The organism is Helicobacter himalayensis (assembly GCF_001602095.1).
Classification (GTDB): domain Bacteria; phylum Campylobacterota; class Campylobacteria; order Campylobacterales; family Helicobacteraceae; genus Helicobacter_F; species Helicobacter_F himalayensis.
Genome location: NZ_CP014991.1, coordinates 552,270 through 570,095, shown reverse-complemented (window position 1 = coordinate 570,095; position 17,826 = coordinate 552,270). Strand labels below are relative to the sequence as shown.

The following is a 17,826-nucleotide window of genomic DNA, read 5'->3' as shown; positions in this document are numbered from 1 at the left end:
GCATTTTCCTTTGTATTGCTAAAAATCTCATTGCATTTTTTCTAAAATTCGCGACTTTAAAAATCACAATCTTAGGAGAATCTGTTGCATACGACTAAGAATACGCGCGCAAATTTAAGCACAAATAAGGCGTGGATTCTCATTGTCTTGGGCAGAATTGTTGAATATTTTTGGGTTAGTGGGCTCAAATATGCCGATAGTTTCGCGCTTTATATCCTCACAGGTGCTGGGATTTTATTCTCATTTTGTGCGATGCTTGTTGTTTGTCGCAAAGTTGAAGTCAGCATTGCGTATTCGGTCTTTGTGGGAATTGGCGCAGCGGACGTTGTTCTTTTTGAAATCTTTATTTTTGGCGAGGAGTTTTCGTGGATAAAACTCGCTCTCATCGCATTTTTACTAGTTGGCATTATCGGTTTAAAAATCGTTAGCAAAGATCAGGTCAGCGAGGATTCTAAGCTCATAAATGAATTGAATGAGAATCTCAGGCTTGATGAAGTTTCACAAAAATTCTAAAAAGGAATATAGAGTGGGCTGGTTTTTCCTCTTGTTGGTGGGCTGTTTGGAGATTGTGGGCATCATTGCGATGAAGCAATTTGCGCTAACAAGCCATAAAATATTTTTCCTCACACTCATCATTGCTACGAGCATAGCGCTTAAAGCTGTTGCAAACTCGCCTGCAAAAAAGCGCGCTTATTTCTCAATCTCCCTAATCACGCGTGCGGGGTTTCCCGCGACAATCACACCACTTGATACATCTTTTGTCACCACCGCACCAGCACCTATAATACTACCTTCGCCGACACTCACGCCAGCACAAATAGTCGCCGCAACGCCAATCCATACGCGCGCGCCGATATTAATGGGCTTGCAGTAAGTTATTGTGCGCTTATGTGGATTGAAATCGTGATTAATCGTAACAAGATTTACGCGCGGTCCGATAAAGCTCTCATCGCCGATAGTTATCCCACCGCGATCCATAAAGGTGCAATTTTGATTGATAAAAACATTCTTACCAAGCCGAATATTGCGTCCAAAATCTGTATAAAATGGCGGTAAAATCCAACAACTCTCATCTACACGCACACCAAAAAGTTCGCTCAAAATCTCGCGCGCAGATTCTGGGCTATGGTAGCCTGTGTTTAGTTTTGCGATGAGCTTTTGGGCATTGTGGATAATTTCTAAAATTTTCCCAAAATCTTTTTCTTTAGAATCTATCGGCAACCCCGCTAAATCACGTGCAAAAATATCCATTTCATTTGCATTTTTCATTATTTTTTCTCCCTATGCAGTATTTTATGTAGTTTTTTACACCCTAAAAATGAAAGCAAAATAAAATTATAAAGTATGACACTTGATGTCTGTCAAGGGCAAAACACAAAAAACGCACAAAATTAATTCTAAGTTTGTTTGCAGTAAAATGCGTGCCTTTATCAACATTTTGCAATGCCTCGCAATATTTGCAACCAAAGGGACATAAATGAATTTCGCGCTGCTACAAATTGCTAAACTTGAGAATCTGCTTTTCTTACAACAATATCTGCAAACCTGCCAAAAGCAAGGTGTAAGTCTTTTGTGCTTCCCAGAATATGTGTTTGAGCCGTTTTTCAAAAAGTTAGAGAATCTGCATTCAAGCACCTTGCTTTCTCGTGCAAACGCCCAAAAGTTAGAGGGCTTGCAGGATTTAAGCGCGCAATATAAAATAAGATTTATTGCACCAATGCTTTTAAATAATGAGATTTTGTCGCGCCATAAGCTTTGGGGCACGCCTGCAAGGTCGGAAAAAAATCAAAAACTTTACAAAACAATTGCGTTTGTTTCAGAATCTGCTATTGAGCTGTATTTGCCCCAACGCCTCATTGATTTTCCACACTGGAGCGAAAAAAAGTTTTTTGCAAATCCCACAAACAAGAAATTTTCTTCCCCGCTTACATTTTTTTGCGATGGGCTTAAAGTTGGCGTATTATCAGGGTTTGAGCTACATTTTGACTCGCTTTTTGTGAGTTTAAAAAAGCAAAAATACGATATGCTCATCGCACCTTGCAGCAATACTTTTGATTCTTTTGCGCGTTGGCGCTCACTTTGCAAAATGCGCGCGTTTTTGAACTCCTGCACGCTTTTAAGGATTAATCGAGTGGGAAATGAGCTTATTGAAGGAAACACTTGGAATTTTTATGGTGATAGCCTGTATGTCAATGCCTATGGGCAGATTGAGGATAGTTTGCAAGAATATGAAGGGCTACTTATCGCAAGCACACAAAAGAGCGAGATTCTCAAAGCGCGCGAGACTTGGGGTTTTCATAAAGATTTTTAGGCACAAAATGCAAAGGCTTTAAGAATGCAAATTTTAGAATATGAAACTTTGGAATCTACGCAAACTTTTTTGATTGAAAACTTAAAAAGTGGCGCATTGCAAGCCCCAATTTGTGTGACTTGCAAGATTCAAAGTGGCGGGATTGGCTCAAGGGGAAATGTATGGGAGCAGATGCCAAATGCGCTATATTTTTCCTTTGCCTTGCCCTTAAGTAGCTTGCCACAGGATTTAAAATTAGAATCTGCCTCGATTTATTTTGGCTATCTTTTTAAAGAGAAGCTTTGTAAGCTTGGCTCAAATGCGTGGCTTAAGTGGCCAAATGACTTATATGTGGGTGCGCAGAAAATCGGCGGGATTATAAGCAGTATTGTTGCGGGTTGCGTAGTGTGTGGAATCGGGCTCAATCTTTGGAGTAAAAACCTAGAAAATCACCTAAAATACGCGACTTTAGAATCTAACGCAAGTCAAAAGCTCGCAAAGAACGCGTTTTTAGAAAATTATCTAAAAGTTGTACAAAAAAATCAATCTTGGAAGCAAATTTTCAGATTCTATAAGTTAGAATTTCAAAACAATTTCACCTTTAGTTTTCACTTTAAAGACAAAAAGCTTTCTTTTAAAGATTGCGAACTCTTGGAAGATGGCTCTATTAGGGTGGATTCTCAAGTCATTTATAGTCTTAGATAATATGGAGTAAAAAATGTGTGAAGTTATAACAATCGCAAATCAAAAAGGTGGCGTTGGCAAGACAACGACAGCAGTCAATCTCGCGGCGTCTTTGGCGACTTCAGAAAAACGTGTTTTATTGATTGATTTTGACCCGCAGGCAAATGCAACCACCACTTTTGGAATTCGCCGTAATGAAGTGCAGGCTGATATTTACCATGTGCTTGGTGGGACAAAAAATATCTCTCAAGCCATCATACAGCTAAAAGATTTGGAATATCTTCATATCGTGCCTTCAAATATCGGCTTGGCTGGGTTTGAAAAGGATTTTTACAAAAAAAGCAATGGGCAAACAATTTTACGCAACAAAATAGAAGACATAAAAGATGAATATGATTTTATCATCATAGATTCTCCGCCCGCACTTGGCGCGCTAACGGTAAATGCGCTTGTAGCATCAAACTCTGTGATTGTGCCGATACAATGTGAGTTTTACGCGCTAGAGGGGCTTGCACAGCTTCTAAACACCGTAAAAGTTATCAAAGATACAAGCAACCCAAATATTGTTATTCGTGGCTTTTTACCCACAATGTATGTCGGTCAGCACAATCTCTCGCGTCAAGTATTAGAGGATTTAAGCCAGCATTTTGGGGACAAACTCTTTCCAGATTCTAAGAAAAAGGGAGAATATATCATTGTCCCTAGAAGTGTGCGCCTTGCAGAATCACCGAGCTTTGGAAAGCCTATTTTATTTTATGATGCAAAATCAAGCGGAAGCGTGGCATATCAGAATCTTGCGGAATTTATCCTCAAAGGCGCGTGATTGATACATTTGAAAAAATATAGGCGTTAGTAAATGGCACAGAAAAAAAATAGAGGCTTAGGCAGGGGGCTTGGTGCGATTATCGGTGAGGTGAGCGAAGCGTATGAAAACAGTCTCAATAACGATGGCTCAAGCCTTGTGCTTGAGATTAGCGTTGCAAATATCAAGCCAAATCCTTACCAACCACGAAAAAACTTCGATATAAGCGCGTTGCAGGAGCTTGCAGATTCTATCAAAGAGCACGGATTACTGCAGCCTGTGATAGTGTGTGAAGATGAAAATAATGAATATGTCTTAATCGCAGGTGAGCGCAGACTGCGCGCGAGCAAGCTTGCGGGGCTAGATTCTATCCGCGCGATTGTGGCAGATATTAAATTTGATAAAATGCGCGAGCTCGCGCTTATTGAAAATATCCAGCGTGAGGAGCTTAATCCAATCGAGCTAGCACAATCTTATAAAGAACTGATTGACGAATATAATATCACGCACGAGGAGCTTTCCACTAAAATCAAAAAGTCCCGCACGCAGATTACAAACACCCTGCGTTTGCTAAATCTCGAACTTTTTGTGCAGGAATATTTGATTGAGAGTAAAATCACGCAAGGGCACGCAAAACTGCTTGTCACACTTAGCCCAAAGGAGCAAAGGCTCATTACAGATTCTATCATTGGGCAAAAACTAAGCGTGCGCGAGAGTGAAGCATTAATAAAAAATCTTAAAAATGGAGAAAAAGATTTTAGCACGCAAAGAGATTTTAAAGAATCTAAGAGTGCTAAGAAAAATCCTCTTAATAGAGAGCTTTTGCAAAAAGCGCAAAAAATGCTTTTAGAAAAGGACTTTAAAGCGAGCATTAAGGACAATCAACTTTGTATAGAGTTTAGCAAAGATGTAGAAATTACAGCTTTTCTTGAAAAATTTCACTAAATCTAGAGGAATTTAAGTAAAAAAATAGTTTAACTTGTTAAAATCTAGCCTTATTCAGAGATAGGCAATATCATCAAAAAGGAGCGAGTCGCAAATGGGAATATCAGTCAATCCACACTTAATGCTTTTGGTTTTTATCTGTTTTATTTTATTGTTGTTTTGTCTTAATCAATGGCTTTACAAGCCTATGCTTTCATTTATGGATAAGCGCGATGAGCGTGTGAAAAAGGACTTGCAAGACACACAAAGTAACACACAAGAAATCGCAAAAATCCAAGAGGAAATAAACGCTATCATCTCTCAAGCGCAAAAAAAGGCTAAAGAAATCATCGAGGAAGCCACTGCGCGAGAAAAGGCACTTTGTGAAAGCAAGATTGATGCTAAAAGACAAGAACTAGATTCTCAAATGCTTGCTTTCAAAGCGGAGCTAAAAGAGCAGCAAGCGCAATTAAAGAGTGAGCTTTCCGCGAATGTGGGTGAATACAAGCAAGCTATTTCTGAAAAACTCAAATCAATTTAGCCTTGTTTAAAACTTTTCGAGGAGTAAAAATGAAAAAAATCTTTTTGCTAAGTCTTTTTTGCCTTATCCCGAGTTTTGCCTTTGCAAGTGGCGGATTTGCTGAAAGTGACTTTATCCAGAGGCTTATTAACTTCATTTTGTTTGTGGCGATTTTATGGTATTTCACCGCGTCGCGCATCAAAGCAATTTTTGTAGCAAGGAGAGAAGCTATCCTTTCCCAGCTCGAAGAGGTGCAAACAAAACTCAACAAAGCAAAGCAGGAAAAAGAATCTGTGTTAAGAAAACTTGAAGAAAGCAAGCTAAGAGCGGAAGAAATTATCCAAACAGCTAAAAAAGAAGCTGTGATTGCCTCACAAAAACTTGCAAAGCAAACACAACTTCAAATACAAGCTATGGAATCTAGCGCGGAAACAAATATGGAATTTGAGCGCATAAGTGCAACGAGAGAGAGCGTGCGCGAGATGTTGGAGGAAGTGTTGCATTCCAAGGATATTGTGCTTGAAAACGCAGATTATGTCAATATCATCACCAAAAGGATTGCCTAATGGAAAGTGTTGCAAAAAAATACATTAAGGCGCTAAGTGAAAGCTTTTCAACAAAAGAGCTTGAAGAGATAATCCCTCTTTTTACGAAGCTTAGCAAGGTGTTAGCAGAAAAGAAAGTAGCGGATTTACTCTACTCGCCATTTATGAAAAGCGCACAGAAAGAAGGGCTTCTATTAAGCGTGTTTGATACGATAGATAAGCGCTTTGAAAACTTTTTAAAATTACTTGTATTGGAAAACAGAATCGAGTTGCTCCCTAGTATTACTGAAGGGCTAGAAAAGCGACTTTTGGCACAAAAAAAGCAGTTTGTCGCAATCTTGCACACAAAAGATGGGCTAGATTCCAAAACGCAGGAGCTTATCGCAAAGAGCTTGTCAAAAAAGCTTAATGCTGAGCTTAGTATCCGACAAGAGCAGGCTTCAATTGACGGTATTAAATTAAGTGTGGAAGATTTAGGTATTGAGATTTCTTTCTCTAAGGAAAGATTCTTGCAGGACTTAAGCGCACATATTTTAAAAGCAATTTAAACTTAACAAAGGAGTAAAAAGTGGTAGCAAAATTGAAATCTGAAGAAGTAAGCGCGATTATCAAAGAACGCATTGAGAACTTCAATATCAATGTAGATATTAGCGAGACTGGTAAAGTTGTAACCTATGCTGATGGTGTGGCAAAAGTCTATGGACTAAACAATGTCATGTATTATGAAATGGTTGAATTTGAAAGTGGCGATATTGGTATCGCTTCAAGCCTTGAAGAAACAAGCGTGGGCGTGGTGGTGCTAGGTAATGGCAGAAACATCAAAGAAGGAACTTCTGTAAAACGTCTTAAAAAGCTTATGAAAGTGCCTGTGGGCGATGGTGTCGTAGGGCGCGTGATAAACACACTAGGTGAGGCAATTGATGGTAAAGGCGCGATTGAGACTAGCGAGTTTCGTTTCGTAGAGGAAAAAGCACCCGGCATTATGGCAAGAAAATCCGTGCATGAACCCCTACAAACTGGTATCAAGGCAATTGACGCACTTGTGCCTATTGGACGCGGACAAAGAGAGCTTATTATTGGCGATAGGCAAACTGGAAAAACAACCGTTGCGGTGGATTCTATCATCAACCAAAAAGGGCAAGATGTCATTTGTATCTATGTTGCTATCGGACAAAAAGAATCCACAGTCGCACAAGTGGTGCGCAAACTAGAAGAACATGGCGCGATGGAATACACCGTGATTGTCAATGCACCAGCTTCTTCATCAGCAGCAATGCAATTCCTAGCACCTTATACAGGTGTTACAATTGGTGAATATTTCAGAGACAATGGCAGACATGCGCTTATCATTTATGATGATTTGAGCAAGCACGCTGTGGCATATCGTGAAATGTCTTTGATTTTGCGTCGCCCGCCGGGTCGTGAAGCATTCCCCGGAGATGTGTTCTATCTACATTCTCGCTTGCTTGAGCGTGCGGCAAAACTTAGTGATGAGCTAGGTGCTGGATCTCTTACTGCGCTTCCTATCATTGAAACACAAGCAGGGGATATTTCGGCTTATATTCCAACAAATGTGATTTCAATTACAGATGGGCAAATTTTCCTAGAGACAAACCTCTTTAACTCTGGCATCCGCCCGGCTATCAATGTGGGACTTTCCGTATCTCGCGTGGGTGGTGCAGCGCAAATCAAAGCTACAAAGCAAGTGGCTGGAAACCTACGCCTTGACTTGGCACAATACAGAGAATTGCAGGCGTTTTCACAATTCGCATCAGATCTTGATGAAGTTAGTCGTAACCAGCTAGAGCGCGGGCAAAGAATGGTAGAAGTGCTTAAACAGCCACCTTACTCACCACTTGCGATTGAAAAGCAAGTGGTGATGATTTATGCGGGTGCGAAAGGATTCTTAGATGATATTCCAACAAATAGGGTTGTGGATTTTGAAGCGGATTTTTATCCTTTTGTCGAGGCAAAATATCCTAAACTCTTCGAAGATATCCGCGCGAAAAAAGCACTCGACAAGGATATTGAAGCAGAACTTAATAACGCGTTGAAAGAATTTAAAGCGTCTTTTTCTGCCTAAAGCTTAAGGATATAAACAAAGACCTAAAGGAGAATATATGGGTAGCAATCTCAAAGAAATTCGACGCCAAATCGTCAGCGTAAAAAATACGCAAAAGACAACGCGCGCGATGAAGCTTGTTTCTACCTCTAAACTTAAAAAAACCGAGGAATTAGCAAGACGCTCTAAGATTTATGCCCGCGAACTTAATGGGATGTTTGATGAAATCGTGCATAAGATTCTCATTAAAGGCGTGGAAAATATCAATAGTAAATACTTTGTCGGTTCAAAAGCAAGGGAGATTAAAAAGATTGATATTATATTTATCACTGCAGACAAGGGCTTGTGTGGTGGATTTAATCAGGTAACAATTAAAGAAGTCTTACGCCTTATGAACCAGTATAAAGAGCAAGATATCAAAGTGCGCTTGCGGGGCATTGGAAAAAAAGGAATTTCTTTTTTCACTTTTAATGATATTGAAGTGCTTGACAAAGCAATCGGGCTTAGTTCTATGCCTACTTATGAATCTGCAGCAGCGTTTATTGATAATGTTGTGCAAGATTTTTTAAATGGGCTTACAGATGAAGTTATCATCGTACATAATGGCTTTAGAAATATGATTTCTCAAGAACTAGAATCTCGCGCGCTCTTGCCTTTGACGATCAATGTTGATACGCAGAAGGCATTGAAAGATCTCTCGGTGCTTAATATTGAATCTGAAGAGTCTGAAGATGTGTTGCTTGATGGTCTTGCGCGAAAATACATTGAATATAATATGTATTACGCGCTTATAGATTCTCTTGCAGCAGAGCATAGCGCGCGCGTGCAGGCTATGGATTCTGCGACAAATAACGCGGGGGATTTGGTGAAAAGCTTGAGCATATCATACAACAAAGCGCGTCAAGAGGCGATTACAACTGAGCTTGTAGAGATAAATGCAGGCGTTGAAGCAATGAAATAAATCTAAAAAGGAGAGTGTATGCAAGGTAAGATTATACAGGTTATGGGACCGGTGGTGGATATTGAATTTGATTCATATCTGCCTTTTATTAATGAAGCGGTTGATGTGGAATTTCAAGTAGAAGGGCGCAAAAACAATCTTGTGCTTGAAGTAGCAGCGCATTTAGGTGATAATCGCGTGCGCACTATTGCTATGGACATGACAGAGGGACTTACAAGGGGACAAGCTGTCAAGGCGCGTGGCAAGATGATTGAAGTGCCTGTAGGCGAAGCGGTGCTAGGGAGAATCTTTAATGTGACGGGTGATATTATCGATGGTGGTGAGGCGTTGCAAAGTGAGCTTAAATGGCCAATCCACAGAGAAGCGCCAAGCTTTGATAACCAAAGCACAAAAACTGAAATGTTTGAAACAGGCATTAAGGTCGTGGATTTGCTCGCGCCTTACTCAAAAGGTGGAAAAGTCGGACTCTTTGGTGGTGCTGGCGTGGGTAAAACCGTTGTGATTATGGAGCTTATCCACAATGTAGCATATAAACATAGTGGATACTCTGTATTTGCGGGCGTTGGTGAGCGCACAAGGGAAGGAAATGACCTTTATAACGAAATGCAAGAAGGCGGTGTGCTTGATAAAGTTGCCCTCTGCTACGGACAGATGAATGAGCCACCGGGAGCAAGAAATAGAATTGCCTTTACAGGTCTTACAATGGCAGAATACTTCCGCGATGAAAAAGGCTTAGATGTGCTTATGTTTATTGATAACATTTTCCGCTACGCACAATCTGGTGCGGAAATGTCGGCACTTTTAGGGCGCATTCCTTCAGCAGTGGGATACCAGCCTACACTTGCAAGCGAAATGGGCAAGCTTCAAGAGCGCATTACCTCAACCAAAAAAGGCTCTATTACTTCTGTGCAAGCAGTGTATGTGCCAGCTGATGACTTGACTGACCCAGCACCAGCGTCTGTGTTCTCACACCTTGATGCGACTACAGTGCTAAATCGTAAGCTCACAGAAAAAGGGATTTATCCAGCTGTGGATCCGCTTGATTCTACTTCGAGAATCCTCGACCCACAAGTCGTTGGTGATGAGCATTACAAAATTGCTACGGGTGTGCAACAAATCTTGCAAAAATACAAAGACTTGCAAGACATCATCGCGATTTTGGGAATGGACGAGCTTTCAGAAGAAGATAAGCAAGTGGTTGATAGAGCGCGTAAGATTGAAAAATTCCTCTCTCAACCTTTCTTTGTGGCAGAAGTTTTCACAGGAAGCCCGGGCAAATATGTTACACTTGAAGAAACGCTTGAAGGCTTTAAGGGAATTTTAGCGGGCAAATATGACCATATCCCAGAAAACGCATTCTATATGGTTGGTAATATCCAAGAAGCGTTGGAGAAAGCAGAGAAACTTAAAGCCTAAGGCAAAGGGAATATATGGAAAATCTAAAACTTAACATCGTAACTCCCTATGGGATGATTTTTAGTGATGAAATCCAAAGTGTAGTTTTGCCCGGTAGCGAGGGTGAGTTTGGCGTGTATGCCGGACATTGCGACCTTTTGGCATCGCTCAAGGCGGGTGTCGTTGAGCTTACTAAGGCAGATGGAGATATTGAAATGGTGGCAATCAATTGGGGCTATGCGCAAGTTGATTCCAAAAAAGTGCAGGTAATCGCTGATGGTGCAGTGTCAATCAGCGGTGGCTCACAGGATAAAATTGCCTCTGCAATTGAAAGTGCAAGACAATTACTCGAAGAAGCAAGCGATGACAGAGTGGCAATCTCCTCAGTCGTTTCACGCATAGAATCTGGTGCAAAAAGCAAGCTGTAAGGCAAGACTTTAACTTGCGGCTACCTTGCGCTTTTTTGCTCTCTTGGCGCATTGCTAAGCGCGGATTTATACTCGAGCAATCTTTTGCACTCCGTCACGGAGAAGACAAAAGATGAGTTCAATCCGCCTGTACGTCTTGACGAGATGACACTTTTAATTGATGTGCGCTGTATGTAAAATACACTTACTTACTTTTATATGCTAGATTTTAATGATATGGATATGCAGGTTTTTACAAATCCATCAACAAAACAAGCCCTTCAAGAGCAGCTAAACATTAGCCACACCAAGCTCTATTGTAATTATAAAGATATAGAGTGGTTTAGAGAAAGTAATGTCCCGATGCGTTGTCGCCACTTTTTAAAAGAAAATCTCTACATAGATATTCAAAAAAGTCCCAAAGACTACCTTTAAACAAACGGAGAAATAAATGGAAGTTTTTTTTACCTTTATCGCGCAGAGCACACCTATCACGCTTATTGTCATTAGCTGGCTTGGGTTGTATTTATTCCTAACGCTTTGGGTGTATATCTACAAAACTTTTTCACTTGGCGAATGGCTAAATAGCGAGCGACATAATCTCGATATGCTCCTTGCAAACTCTATCAGCATCCCAAACAACACTATTCTTAGCACGATTTTAAACAAAAAAGATATTTCAAATCTTGATAACACACTTTTGCAAGTATGGAAAGTGCGCGCGCTTCAGCAGGCGACAAAATGGCTTGTATTACTAAGCATCATTTCTTCAACCGCCCCATTTATTGGGCTTTTTGGCACGGTTGTTGAGATCTTAGAGGCGTTTTCCCAGCTTGGCGGTGGCAATGTGTCTTTTGATATTATCGCCCCTATTATTTCAAAAGCCCTCGTGGCTACGGCTTGCGGGATTCTTACAGCGATTCCAGCATATTCATTTTATTTGCTTTTAAAGCGCAAAGCGTATGATTTAGGCGTGTGCATCCAAATGCAGATAAATCTCATCACCAACGCACATAAGGCGTGAGATTCAAAGCAGAAGTTGAAGCAGATTCCCACGCAAACAATGCAATTTTTACATTTCAAGCCACCAAAACGCGTTAGAGAATCTATTAATTTTTATCGATTAGAAAAGCTAGGGACTGGCTTTAGCTAAACGAAGCGATACAATCATAAAGGAACACTATGCACGAAGATGAAATCGACCTAGACGAAAAACCCGAGCTCAATATCACGCCCTTAGTTGATGTTATGCTCGTGCTGCTAGCAATCTTAATGATTGGTATGCCAACAATCACCTATCAAGAAGACATCACTTTACCGCGTGGCTCAAAGAGCAAAAAACTCGAGCAAGATTCTATGCTTGAAGTGCGCGTGAGCCTTGATAAAAAGGTGTATGTGAAAGAAAGCGTGTATGAACTCAAAGGCTTTGCGGATAATTTTGTACTACTTTCAGCCCCACTGGATAAAAAAATCCCCGTTTTTATCCGCGCGGACAAGGATTTGCGCTATGAAGATGTGATATACATTCTTAAATCCGTCAAAGAAGCTGGATTCTTGCGCGTTTCATTGGTAACAGGCGGCTAGGATAGGTGCAATGGCAGAAAAGCTCAAAAACTTTCTTCTTGTGCTTTCAAGTGGCATTATTGCCTTTTGCTTGCAGGGATTATTGCTTTTAGCCCTATTTTGGGCATTTTACTACAAACCTACGAAATACGCCACGCTCAAAACCTCCGCCATCTCTATAGAATCTATTGACATAGAAGCGTATTTAGAGCTTGATTCCAACACCCATCAAGCTCTAAATACGCCAAAAAGCAATCCGCTTGAAGGAAGCGGACTAAAAGATATGTTTGCGCTTATAGATTCCACGAAATCTAGCAAATCCCAAGAAATCAGCGATGACAGGCTGGAGCACGCACAAAACACAAGGGATTTACAGGCACTCAATGAACTTGCACAGCAAAGTCGCGATTTAAAAGAACGACTACAAAATATCAATACACTCACCATCGCGAATAATTCTGCAGATTCTCAAGATGGCGCGTTTGATGAATGGTATGCGAGCGTGAGCGAGATTTTGCAAAAAGAGTGGGATAATAGCGTATATGTGCTGCCTAGCGGCTTGGTTGGCGTGGTGGCAATCACCATTGATATGCAAGGCAAAATGAACTTTATGGTGAAGCGTTACACGCAGAATACGCACTTTGATAGCGCGCTAGATTCTACGCTCAAACGCCTAGAAACCCTGCCCTTTCCACCAGCCCAAAGGAGTGCGCGCACGATTTTGGTAGAATTTAAAAGCAACAAAAACAACTAAAAGGAAAAATATGCAATCTCTAAAAACACTTTATAACACCACTTTGCACTACTTTCACCAAATCGCGCAAATCCCGCATAGCAGCTATCACACGCAAGAGCTTTTTGCATTTTTATGTAAAGAATGTGAGAAATTAAATTTGAATGTGCAAACAGATAGCGCGCGCAATATCTATGCTTTTAAGGGCGTGCCAAAATGCTGTCTGCAAGGGCATTATGATATGGTATGCGTAGGAGTGGCGGGGGAAAATCTGCCAATAGAAATCTATGAAGAGGAAGTGGCAGATTCTTTACAAAATGAGAATCTGAGCGTTGAGGCTCATCTCCAAAAAAGCAAAAAACGATTTTTGCGCGCAAAGGATTCTTCGCTTGGCGCGGATAATGGCATTGCAATTGCCACAATTTTAGCCCTCGCAAAATATGAAGAAAATTTTGAATTGCTTTTTACCAACGATGAGGAAGTGGGAATGCTTGGCGCAAAGGCTTTGGAGCTTCCAATCCGTGCAAATATTTTACTAAATTTAGATTCTGAGGATATTAATGAAATCGTGCTAGGCTGCGCTGGTGGCGTGGATATAAATATCAAAAAACGTCTAACACCTGAAAATCTAGCCAATCAAACAAGGCTCAAAGCCTATCGCGTGCGCTCTTTTGGCTTTAAGGGCGGGCATAGTGGGATTGATATTCACAAAAACCGCGCAAATGCGATTATGGAATTCGCCCACTTCGCGCATTCCTTGCAAGAAACTGCTAAAACTCATCTTTTTGTAAGCGACATTAGTGGCGGAGAAAAGCGCAATTCTATCCCTGTGGCACTGCACGCCACACTTTTTAGCACGCAAGATTTATGCACACTCGCTCAAACACAAATCCAAACGCAAAAAGATTTTGGCTTTGAAATCACACAAGATTCTACCCCCACTCAAGAAGAATCTTTGGGAGAATCCTCGCAAACACTTTCAAAACCACTTTTTAGCTTAGATTCTCTATTAAAGCCTTTGTTGTGCGTGCATAGCGGTGTATATAAACTAGATGGTGAATATGTGATAGATTCTCTTAACCTCTCTCTTTTAGAGTTAAAAAACGAGAATCTAGAGTTTTGCTTTATGGCGCGCGCTAATGATGATATATTGCTTAAGCGTATGATTACGCGCTTAGAAACGCTTTTTGATAATTTTAATTTTGAAGTAAGTATGAGTGATTTTTACAGCGCGTGGAAGCGCACGATTGCGCTAGATAATCCTATTTTGCGCGCTTTAATCAAACAATTTCACGCACAAAGCATAGAGCCAAAAATCGCGCAAATTCACGCTGGTTTAGAATGCGGTATCTTACAAAAGCGCCTTTCACAACTTGGCAAAAATGTTACTATTCTATCCATTGGTCCTAGTATTGACTTTCCACATAGCATTAAAGAGCGCTTAGATTTGCAAAGTTTGGAGGATTTTATTGCGATTGTCTCGCGCTTTTTACACGAGTTGAAAGAATAAAAAAGTAAAATTCCCAAATATCTTTCAAAAAGGATACAAATGTATAGAATCTATTCCCCTTGGCGCGTGGCGTATTTTGGCTCACAAGCGCGTTCTTGCGTGTTTTGCGAGATTTCAAAAAATCCACAAGATGATGAAAAAAACCGCGTGATTTACCGCGATAATGTATGTTTTGGCGTGATGAATCTCTACCCCTACACGCCCGGGCATTTTATGCTTATCCCACACAATCATTGCGATTGCCCGAGTTTGCTAGATTCTAGTGAATGGCTGCATATACAAACATTAAGTCAAAAAGCCTTTGAGCTACTCTATGAATATGGCGCAAGTGGCATAAATATGGGTATGAATATCAAAAAAGCCGGGGGCGCTGGGATACCTGAACACATACATTTACACTTTGTCCCGCGCTACATTGGCGATACAAATTTCCTCACAAGTATCGCACACACGCGCACTTTTGGAATAGATTTTGATAGTGTATTTATGAAAATAAAGGCGCTTTGTGAAAAGCATTTTGCCTAAATTACGCGTGAAAATTAAAAAATTTTAAAAGGTGCAAAAGCTATGAGATGGATTTTAACGATAGTATTTTTGTGTGTGAGTGCGAGCTTTGGAGCAAATGACCGCTATAATAATATGCTTTTTAGTAATAATTATACTGAGGTGCGCAAGGGAATTTCCCTTGGTGCTGATGTGGAAGCTAGATTGCGTGGAAGCACACCGCTTTATGATGCCGCAAGGAAAGGAAATCTCGAGATTGTGGGCTTGTTGATTGAGCGTGGGGCTGATGTGAATGCGATTTGCCACGGGGAGAGTGCGCTTTTGAAGGTTGTCGCACTTGGAAATGTCAAAATGGCAAAGGAGCTTATCCGCAAAGGTGCTGATGTAAATATCCACGATGAACATTTAGGAAATACACCGCTGCATTACGCTGTGGCAAAGAAAAATACGCCTATGATTGAGCTTTTGCTAGCAAATGGTGCAGATATGTATGCAGAAAACAATCGCGGTGATACGCCAGCTGGTGTCGTGCTAGCTAAAAAAAGTATGCCCGCAGTGAGCATTGAAAATGATGATGTGGTGCTAAAGGCTAGCTCATTTAACCTCGCTAAAGGCAGTGTGGGGATAAACATCACAAACAAAACCGATCAATTTATTACCATCACCTACCTTGCGCTTTATATCGATGGCGATTTGATTTCAGAAGCAAGTGCGAACAAAAAGCTCGCGCCAAAAGCAGGCGGATTGGCTGGGAATCTAAGCATTCCAAAAGAAACCTATGAAGGTGCAAAAATCAAAAAATCCGGCGCAGCGAATGTGAAATACGGCTTTGCAGTAGAATATAATATCGATGGCGCAACGCGTAGCTTGTATAAAAGCACAAAGGCGGAATTCCAGCTGTGGTAGGAAACTGAAAATATTTTTAAGATTTTTTTAGGATTCTTGTTATTTTTATTGTAGGAGCTTTTGTGGAAAATGATATTATTGTCGGCTTGGCCGGACATATCGATCACGGGAAAACCTCGCTTATACGCGCACTCAATGGCTTTGATGGCGATAGCTTAGAGGAGGAAAAAAGACGTGGGATTACATTAGATTTGAGCTTTTCAAATCTCGCGTTACCAAATCGCAATGTCGCTTTTATCGATGTCCCCGGGCACGAAAAACTTGTCAAAAATATGATAGCCGGCGCGTTTGGCATCGATGTGCTATGTCTTGTAGTGGCAAGCGATGATGGGCTTATGCCACAGAGTTTTGAACATTTATATATCGCAGATATTTTGGGGATACAATCTTGCTTTTGCGTGCTAAGCAAGGTCGATAAGGTAGATTCCCAAACTTTAGCAAAACGCAAAAATGAAATTGAATCTATTTTCAAAGGCTTAAATATCAAGTTAGAAGGGATTTTTGAGTTTAGCGCATTTGGTGCAGATTCACAAAATCTAGCATCTATAAATTCGCAAAACACACAAAACACACATTTTCAAAATACAGAATCTAACCTCCAAAATCCACAAACCACCATCTCCAAAAACACAGAATCTAGCGCGCTAAATCCCTATGTTCCGCTAATTATCGACTTTCTCTCACGCGTCAAAAAGCCTACGCGCTATGATTTCCATATGCTTGTGTATTATATCGACAGGACTTTTAGCCTTTCTGGTGCTGGCTGTATCGTCACAGGCACATTGCTGAGCTCACAAATTGCGCTAAAGCAAAAAGTCTTTATTTGCGAGCTTGAAAGGGAAGTCTCCGTGCGTCAGATTCAAATCCACGACGCGCCTGCTGAGCTTGCTACGCCTTCTCATCGTGTCGCACTCAACCTTAGCAATATCAGCATAAACGAGATAAAGCGTGGTATGCTTATCACGCAGAAGGGCTTTATGCGTGGCTCGAAGTTTATTGACGCAAATCTAAGGCTTTTGAAAGCACTCAAAAACAACGCCACTTATCAGCTCTACCTTGGCGCGAAGCGCGTGAGTGTGCGCGTCAATATGTTAGAATCCTTGCAAGAAAATGAGGCTTTTATCGCCATTTCCAGCGATGAAGAGATTTTTTCACTCTTTTTTCAGCCCTTTATTTTGCGCGATGGAAATGCGCTTATTGGCGGTGGCGTGGTGCTTAATCCAGTGAGCGACCCGATTAAAAAGAAAGACAAAATCCCACTTTTGCACACCCTGCAAAAAAGAGATTTTAAAAGTGCGTTTGCAATGCTTTGCAAGATTCACAAGCGTGGTTTTGGCTTGGTGTGCGCGACACAGAGATTTTGCCTCACACACGCGCAGGCAAGCGCGATTGCACAAGAGCTTGAGCAAAGCTTTTTTGACCCAAAAGAGTTGGTGATATATCCGCTAAGCGAGCTCGAAAGTCTTAAAACCGAGATTCTAGAGATTTTTTTGAAAAATAAAAACGCGCTAGTCTCTGCGCAAAGTTTGGGGTTAAAATTCCGCTGGGCAAGCGTTTTACTTTTGCAAAATGCGTTAGATTCTTTGTTTGAGGCGCATTTGATTACCAAAAAAGATTCTCTCTACCTTGCGAAAAATAATGAAATTAGAGATATTGATGAGTTTTTAGAGCAAAAAATTTATGAGCGTTTTTGCGCGCAGAAGTTCGAGCCCATCGCACCTTACAATCTTTATGAGGAGCTAGATATTGATAGATTTATGGGCGATAAGGCGCTAAAAAGCCTTTGTAAAGCGCAAAAAATGGTGCGCCTAAGTCATAATCTTTTTATCACCTCAACAGCGCTTAGCGAGTTAAATGCCCTTATGCGCGAGATTATCAAGGCTCACGGCTACATTGACATAACGCTTTTTAAGCAAAAGCTTCCGCTCAGTCGCAAGTATCTCATTAGCTACCTTGAGTATTTAGACAGCTTCAAAGATATTTACAAAGAAAGCAATGCGCGCAAACTACGCTTTTGACT

21 protein-coding genes are annotated in these 17,826 nt (G+C 40.9%); 20 read left to right on the top strand and 1 reads right to left on the bottom strand.

Going from position 1 to position 17,826, the window contains the following annotated elements; all coding sequences use genetic code 11:
• Positions 1–84 precede the first annotated feature (84 nt).
• A complete protein-coding gene (locus A3217_RS02760) occupies positions 85–513 on the top strand; it encodes a DMT family transporter (protein ID WP_066387674.1) in 429 nt (142 codons plus the stop codon).
• Positions 514–690: 177 nt separating this feature from the next.
• On the opposite strand, the gene A3217_RS02755 is transcribed toward A3217_RS02760, so the two are convergent.
• A complete protein-coding gene (locus tag A3217_RS02755; RefSeq protein WP_231860271.1) occupies positions 691–1,269 on the bottom strand; it encodes a sugar O-acetyltransferase in 579 nt (192 codons plus the stop codon).
• 208 nt (positions 1,270–1,477) lie between these two features.
• On the opposite strand from A3217_RS02755, the gene A3217_RS02750 reads away from it, so the two are divergent.
• The 19 genes from A3217_RS02750 to selB all read left to right on the top strand — a co-directional run bounded on the left by A3217_RS02750 (position 1,478) and on the right by selB (position 17,824).
• Complete coding sequence (locus tag A3217_RS02750; protein WP_066387667.1) at positions 1,478–2,311, top strand: carbon-nitrogen hydrolase family protein; 834 nt, start codon at positions 1,478–1,480, stop codon at positions 2,309–2,311.
• A 24-nt stretch (positions 2,312–2,335) separates the two neighbouring features.
• A complete protein-coding gene (locus tag A3217_RS02745; protein ID WP_066387662.1) occupies positions 2,336–2,995 on the top strand; it encodes a biotin--[acetyl-CoA-carboxylase] ligase in 660 nt (219 codons plus the stop codon).
• Positions 2,996–3,008: 13 nt separating this feature from the next.
• Positions 3,009–3,797 (top strand): ParA family protein, encoded by a 789-nt coding sequence (locus tag A3217_RS02740; protein WP_066387659.1) that lies wholly within the window; start codon positions 3,009–3,011, stop codon positions 3,795–3,797.
• Between the two features lie 33 nt (positions 3,798–3,830).
• Positions 3,831–4,721: a ParB/RepB/Spo0J family partition protein gene (locus tag A3217_RS02735; protein ID WP_066387657.1), complete on the top strand. Its 891-nt coding sequence runs from the start codon at positions 3,831–3,833 to the stop codon at positions 4,719–4,721.
• A 94-nt stretch (positions 4,722–4,815) separates the two neighbouring features.
• Positions 4,816–5,241, top strand: a complete 426-nt coding sequence (locus A3217_RS02730; RefSeq protein ID WP_066387654.1) for a F0F1 ATP synthase subunit B family protein — start codon at positions 4,816–4,818, stop codon at positions 5,239–5,241.
• A gap of 29 nt (positions 5,242–5,270) precedes the next feature.
• On the top strand, positions 5,271–5,786 hold the full coding sequence (locus tag A3217_RS02725) for a F0F1 ATP synthase subunit B (RefSeq protein ID WP_066387651.1): 516 nt from the start codon (positions 5,271–5,273) through the stop codon (positions 5,784–5,786).
• Positions 5,786–6,313, top strand: coding sequence for a F0F1 ATP synthase subunit delta (locus A3217_RS02720; protein ID WP_066387650.1), 528 nt, complete (start codon positions 5,786–5,788; stop codon positions 6,311–6,313). The genes A3217_RS02725 and A3217_RS02720 overlap by 1 nt, the downstream gene beginning before the upstream one ends.
• Before the next feature lie 20 nt (positions 6,314–6,333).
• Positions 6,334–7,848 carry a F0F1 ATP synthase subunit alpha gene (atpA, locus tag A3217_RS02715; RefSeq protein WP_066387647.1) on the top strand — a complete coding sequence of 505 codons (1,515 nt, stop codon included), beginning with the start codon at positions 6,334–6,336 and terminating at the stop codon, positions 7,846–7,848.
• Between the two features lie 37 nt (positions 7,849–7,885).
• Complete coding sequence (atpG, locus tag A3217_RS02710) at positions 7,886–8,788, top strand: ATP synthase F1 subunit gamma (RefSeq protein ID WP_066387645.1); 903 nt, start codon at positions 7,886–7,888, stop codon at positions 8,786–8,788.
• A gap of 18 nt (positions 8,789–8,806) precedes the next feature.
• Positions 8,807–10,204 (top strand): F0F1 ATP synthase subunit beta, encoded by a 1,398-nt coding sequence (atpD, locus tag A3217_RS02705; RefSeq protein ID WP_066387643.1) that lies wholly within the window; start codon positions 8,807–8,809, stop codon positions 10,202–10,204.
• Between the two features lie 14 nt (positions 10,205–10,218).
• Positions 10,219–10,611 (top strand): ATP synthase F1 subunit epsilon, encoded by a 393-nt coding sequence (atpC, locus tag A3217_RS02700; RefSeq protein ID WP_066387640.1) that lies wholly within the window; start codon positions 10,219–10,221, stop codon positions 10,609–10,611.
• 222 nt (positions 10,612–10,833) lie between these two features.
• Complete coding sequence (locus A3217_RS02695; RefSeq protein WP_066387637.1) at positions 10,834–11,025, top strand: hypothetical protein; 192 nt, start codon at positions 10,834–10,836, stop codon at positions 11,023–11,025.
• A 16-nt stretch (positions 11,026–11,041) separates the two neighbouring features.
• Positions 11,042–11,614, top strand: a complete 573-nt coding sequence (locus A3217_RS02690) for a MotA/TolQ/ExbB proton channel family protein (RefSeq protein ID WP_066387634.1) — start codon at positions 11,042–11,044, stop codon at positions 11,612–11,614.
• Positions 11,615–11,772: 158 nt separating this feature from the next.
• Positions 11,773–12,174 (top strand): ExbD/TolR family protein, encoded by a 402-nt coding sequence (locus tag A3217_RS02685; RefSeq protein WP_066387630.1) that lies wholly within the window; start codon positions 11,773–11,775, stop codon positions 12,172–12,174.
• Positions 12,175–12,184: 10 nt separating this feature from the next.
• On the top strand, positions 12,185–12,907 hold the full coding sequence (locus tag A3217_RS02680) for a TonB C-terminal domain-containing protein (RefSeq protein ID WP_066387622.1): 723 nt from the start codon (positions 12,185–12,187) through the stop codon (positions 12,905–12,907).
• A gap of 10 nt (positions 12,908–12,917) precedes the next feature.
• The gene (locus tag A3217_RS02675; RefSeq protein WP_066387620.1) at positions 12,918–14,396 is read left to right on the top strand and encodes a peptidase dimerization domain-containing protein; all 1,479 of its coding nucleotides are present in this window, start codon (positions 12,918–12,920) and stop codon (positions 14,394–14,396) included.
• Between the two features lie 39 nt (positions 14,397–14,435).
• Entirely contained in the window at positions 14,436–14,921 is a 486-nt protein-coding gene (locus tag A3217_RS02670) for an HIT family protein (RefSeq protein WP_066387617.1), read from the top strand.
• 42 nt (positions 14,922–14,963) lie between these two features.
• On the top strand, positions 14,964–15,806 hold the full coding sequence (locus A3217_RS02665; RefSeq protein WP_066387614.1) for an ankyrin repeat domain-containing protein: 843 nt from the start codon (positions 14,964–14,966) through the stop codon (positions 15,804–15,806).
• A gap of 62 nt (positions 15,807–15,868) precedes the next feature.
• Complete coding sequence (selB, locus tag A3217_RS02660) at positions 15,869–17,824, top strand: selenocysteine-specific translation elongation factor (RefSeq protein ID WP_066387611.1); 1,956 nt, start codon at positions 15,869–15,871, stop codon at positions 17,822–17,824.
• Positions 17,825–17,826: the final 2 nt, after the last annotated feature.

Coding starts and splice junctions, on each gene's coding strand:
- A3217_RS02665 (WP_066387614.1), top strand. CDS start 14,964: ATGAGATGGATTTTAACGATAGTATTTTTGTGTGTGAGTGCGAGCTTT.
- atpC (WP_066387640.1), top strand. CDS start 10,219: ATGGAAAATCTAAAACTTAACATCGTAACTCCCTATGGGATGATTTTT.
- A3217_RS02750 (WP_066387667.1), top strand. CDS start 1,478: ATGAATTTCGCGCTGCTACAAATTGCTAAACTTGAGAATCTGCTTTTC.
- A3217_RS02730 (WP_066387654.1), top strand. CDS start 4,816: ATGGGAATATCAGTCAATCCACACTTAATGCTTTTGGTTTTTATCTGT.
- atpG (WP_066387645.1), top strand. CDS start 7,886: ATGGGTAGCAATCTCAAAGAAATTCGACGCCAAATCGTCAGCGTAAAA.
- A3217_RS02670 (WP_066387617.1), top strand. CDS start 14,436: ATGTATAGAATCTATTCCCCTTGGCGCGTGGCGTATTTTGGCTCACAA.
- A3217_RS02685 (WP_066387630.1), top strand. CDS start 11,773: ATGCACGAAGATGAAATCGACCTAGACGAAAAACCCGAGCTCAATATC.
- atpD (WP_066387643.1), top strand. CDS start 8,807: ATGCAAGGTAAGATTATACAGGTTATGGGACCGGTGGTGGATATTGAA.
- A3217_RS02725 (WP_066387651.1), top strand. CDS start 5,271: ATGAAAAAAATCTTTTTGCTAAGTCTTTTTTGCCTTATCCCGAGTTTT.
- A3217_RS02740 (WP_066387659.1), top strand. CDS start 3,009: ATGTGTGAAGTTATAACAATCGCAAATCAAAAAGGTGGCGTTGGCAAG.
- A3217_RS02745 (WP_066387662.1), top strand. CDS start 2,336: ATGCAAATTTTAGAATATGAAACTTTGGAATCTACGCAAACTTTTTTG.
- A3217_RS02675 (WP_066387620.1), top strand. CDS start 12,918: ATGCAATCTCTAAAAACACTTTATAACACCACTTTGCACTACTTTCAC.
- A3217_RS02695 (WP_066387637.1), top strand. CDS start 10,834: ATGCAGGTTTTTACAAATCCATCAACAAAACAAGCCCTTCAAGAGCAG.
- A3217_RS02680 (WP_066387622.1), top strand. CDS start 12,185: ATGGCAGAAAAGCTCAAAAACTTTCTTCTTGTGCTTTCAAGTGGCATT.
- A3217_RS02690 (WP_066387634.1), top strand. CDS start 11,042: ATGGAAGTTTTTTTTACCTTTATCGCGCAGAGCACACCTATCACGCTT.
- A3217_RS02755 (WP_231860271.1), bottom strand. CDS start 1,269: ATGAAAAATGCAAATGAAATGGATATTTTTGCACGTGATTTAGCGGGG.
- A3217_RS02720 (WP_066387650.1), top strand. CDS start 5,786: ATGGAAAGTGTTGCAAAAAAATACATTAAGGCGCTAAGTGAAAGCTTT.
- A3217_RS02735 (WP_066387657.1), top strand. CDS start 3,831: ATGGCACAGAAAAAAAATAGAGGCTTAGGCAGGGGGCTTGGTGCGATT.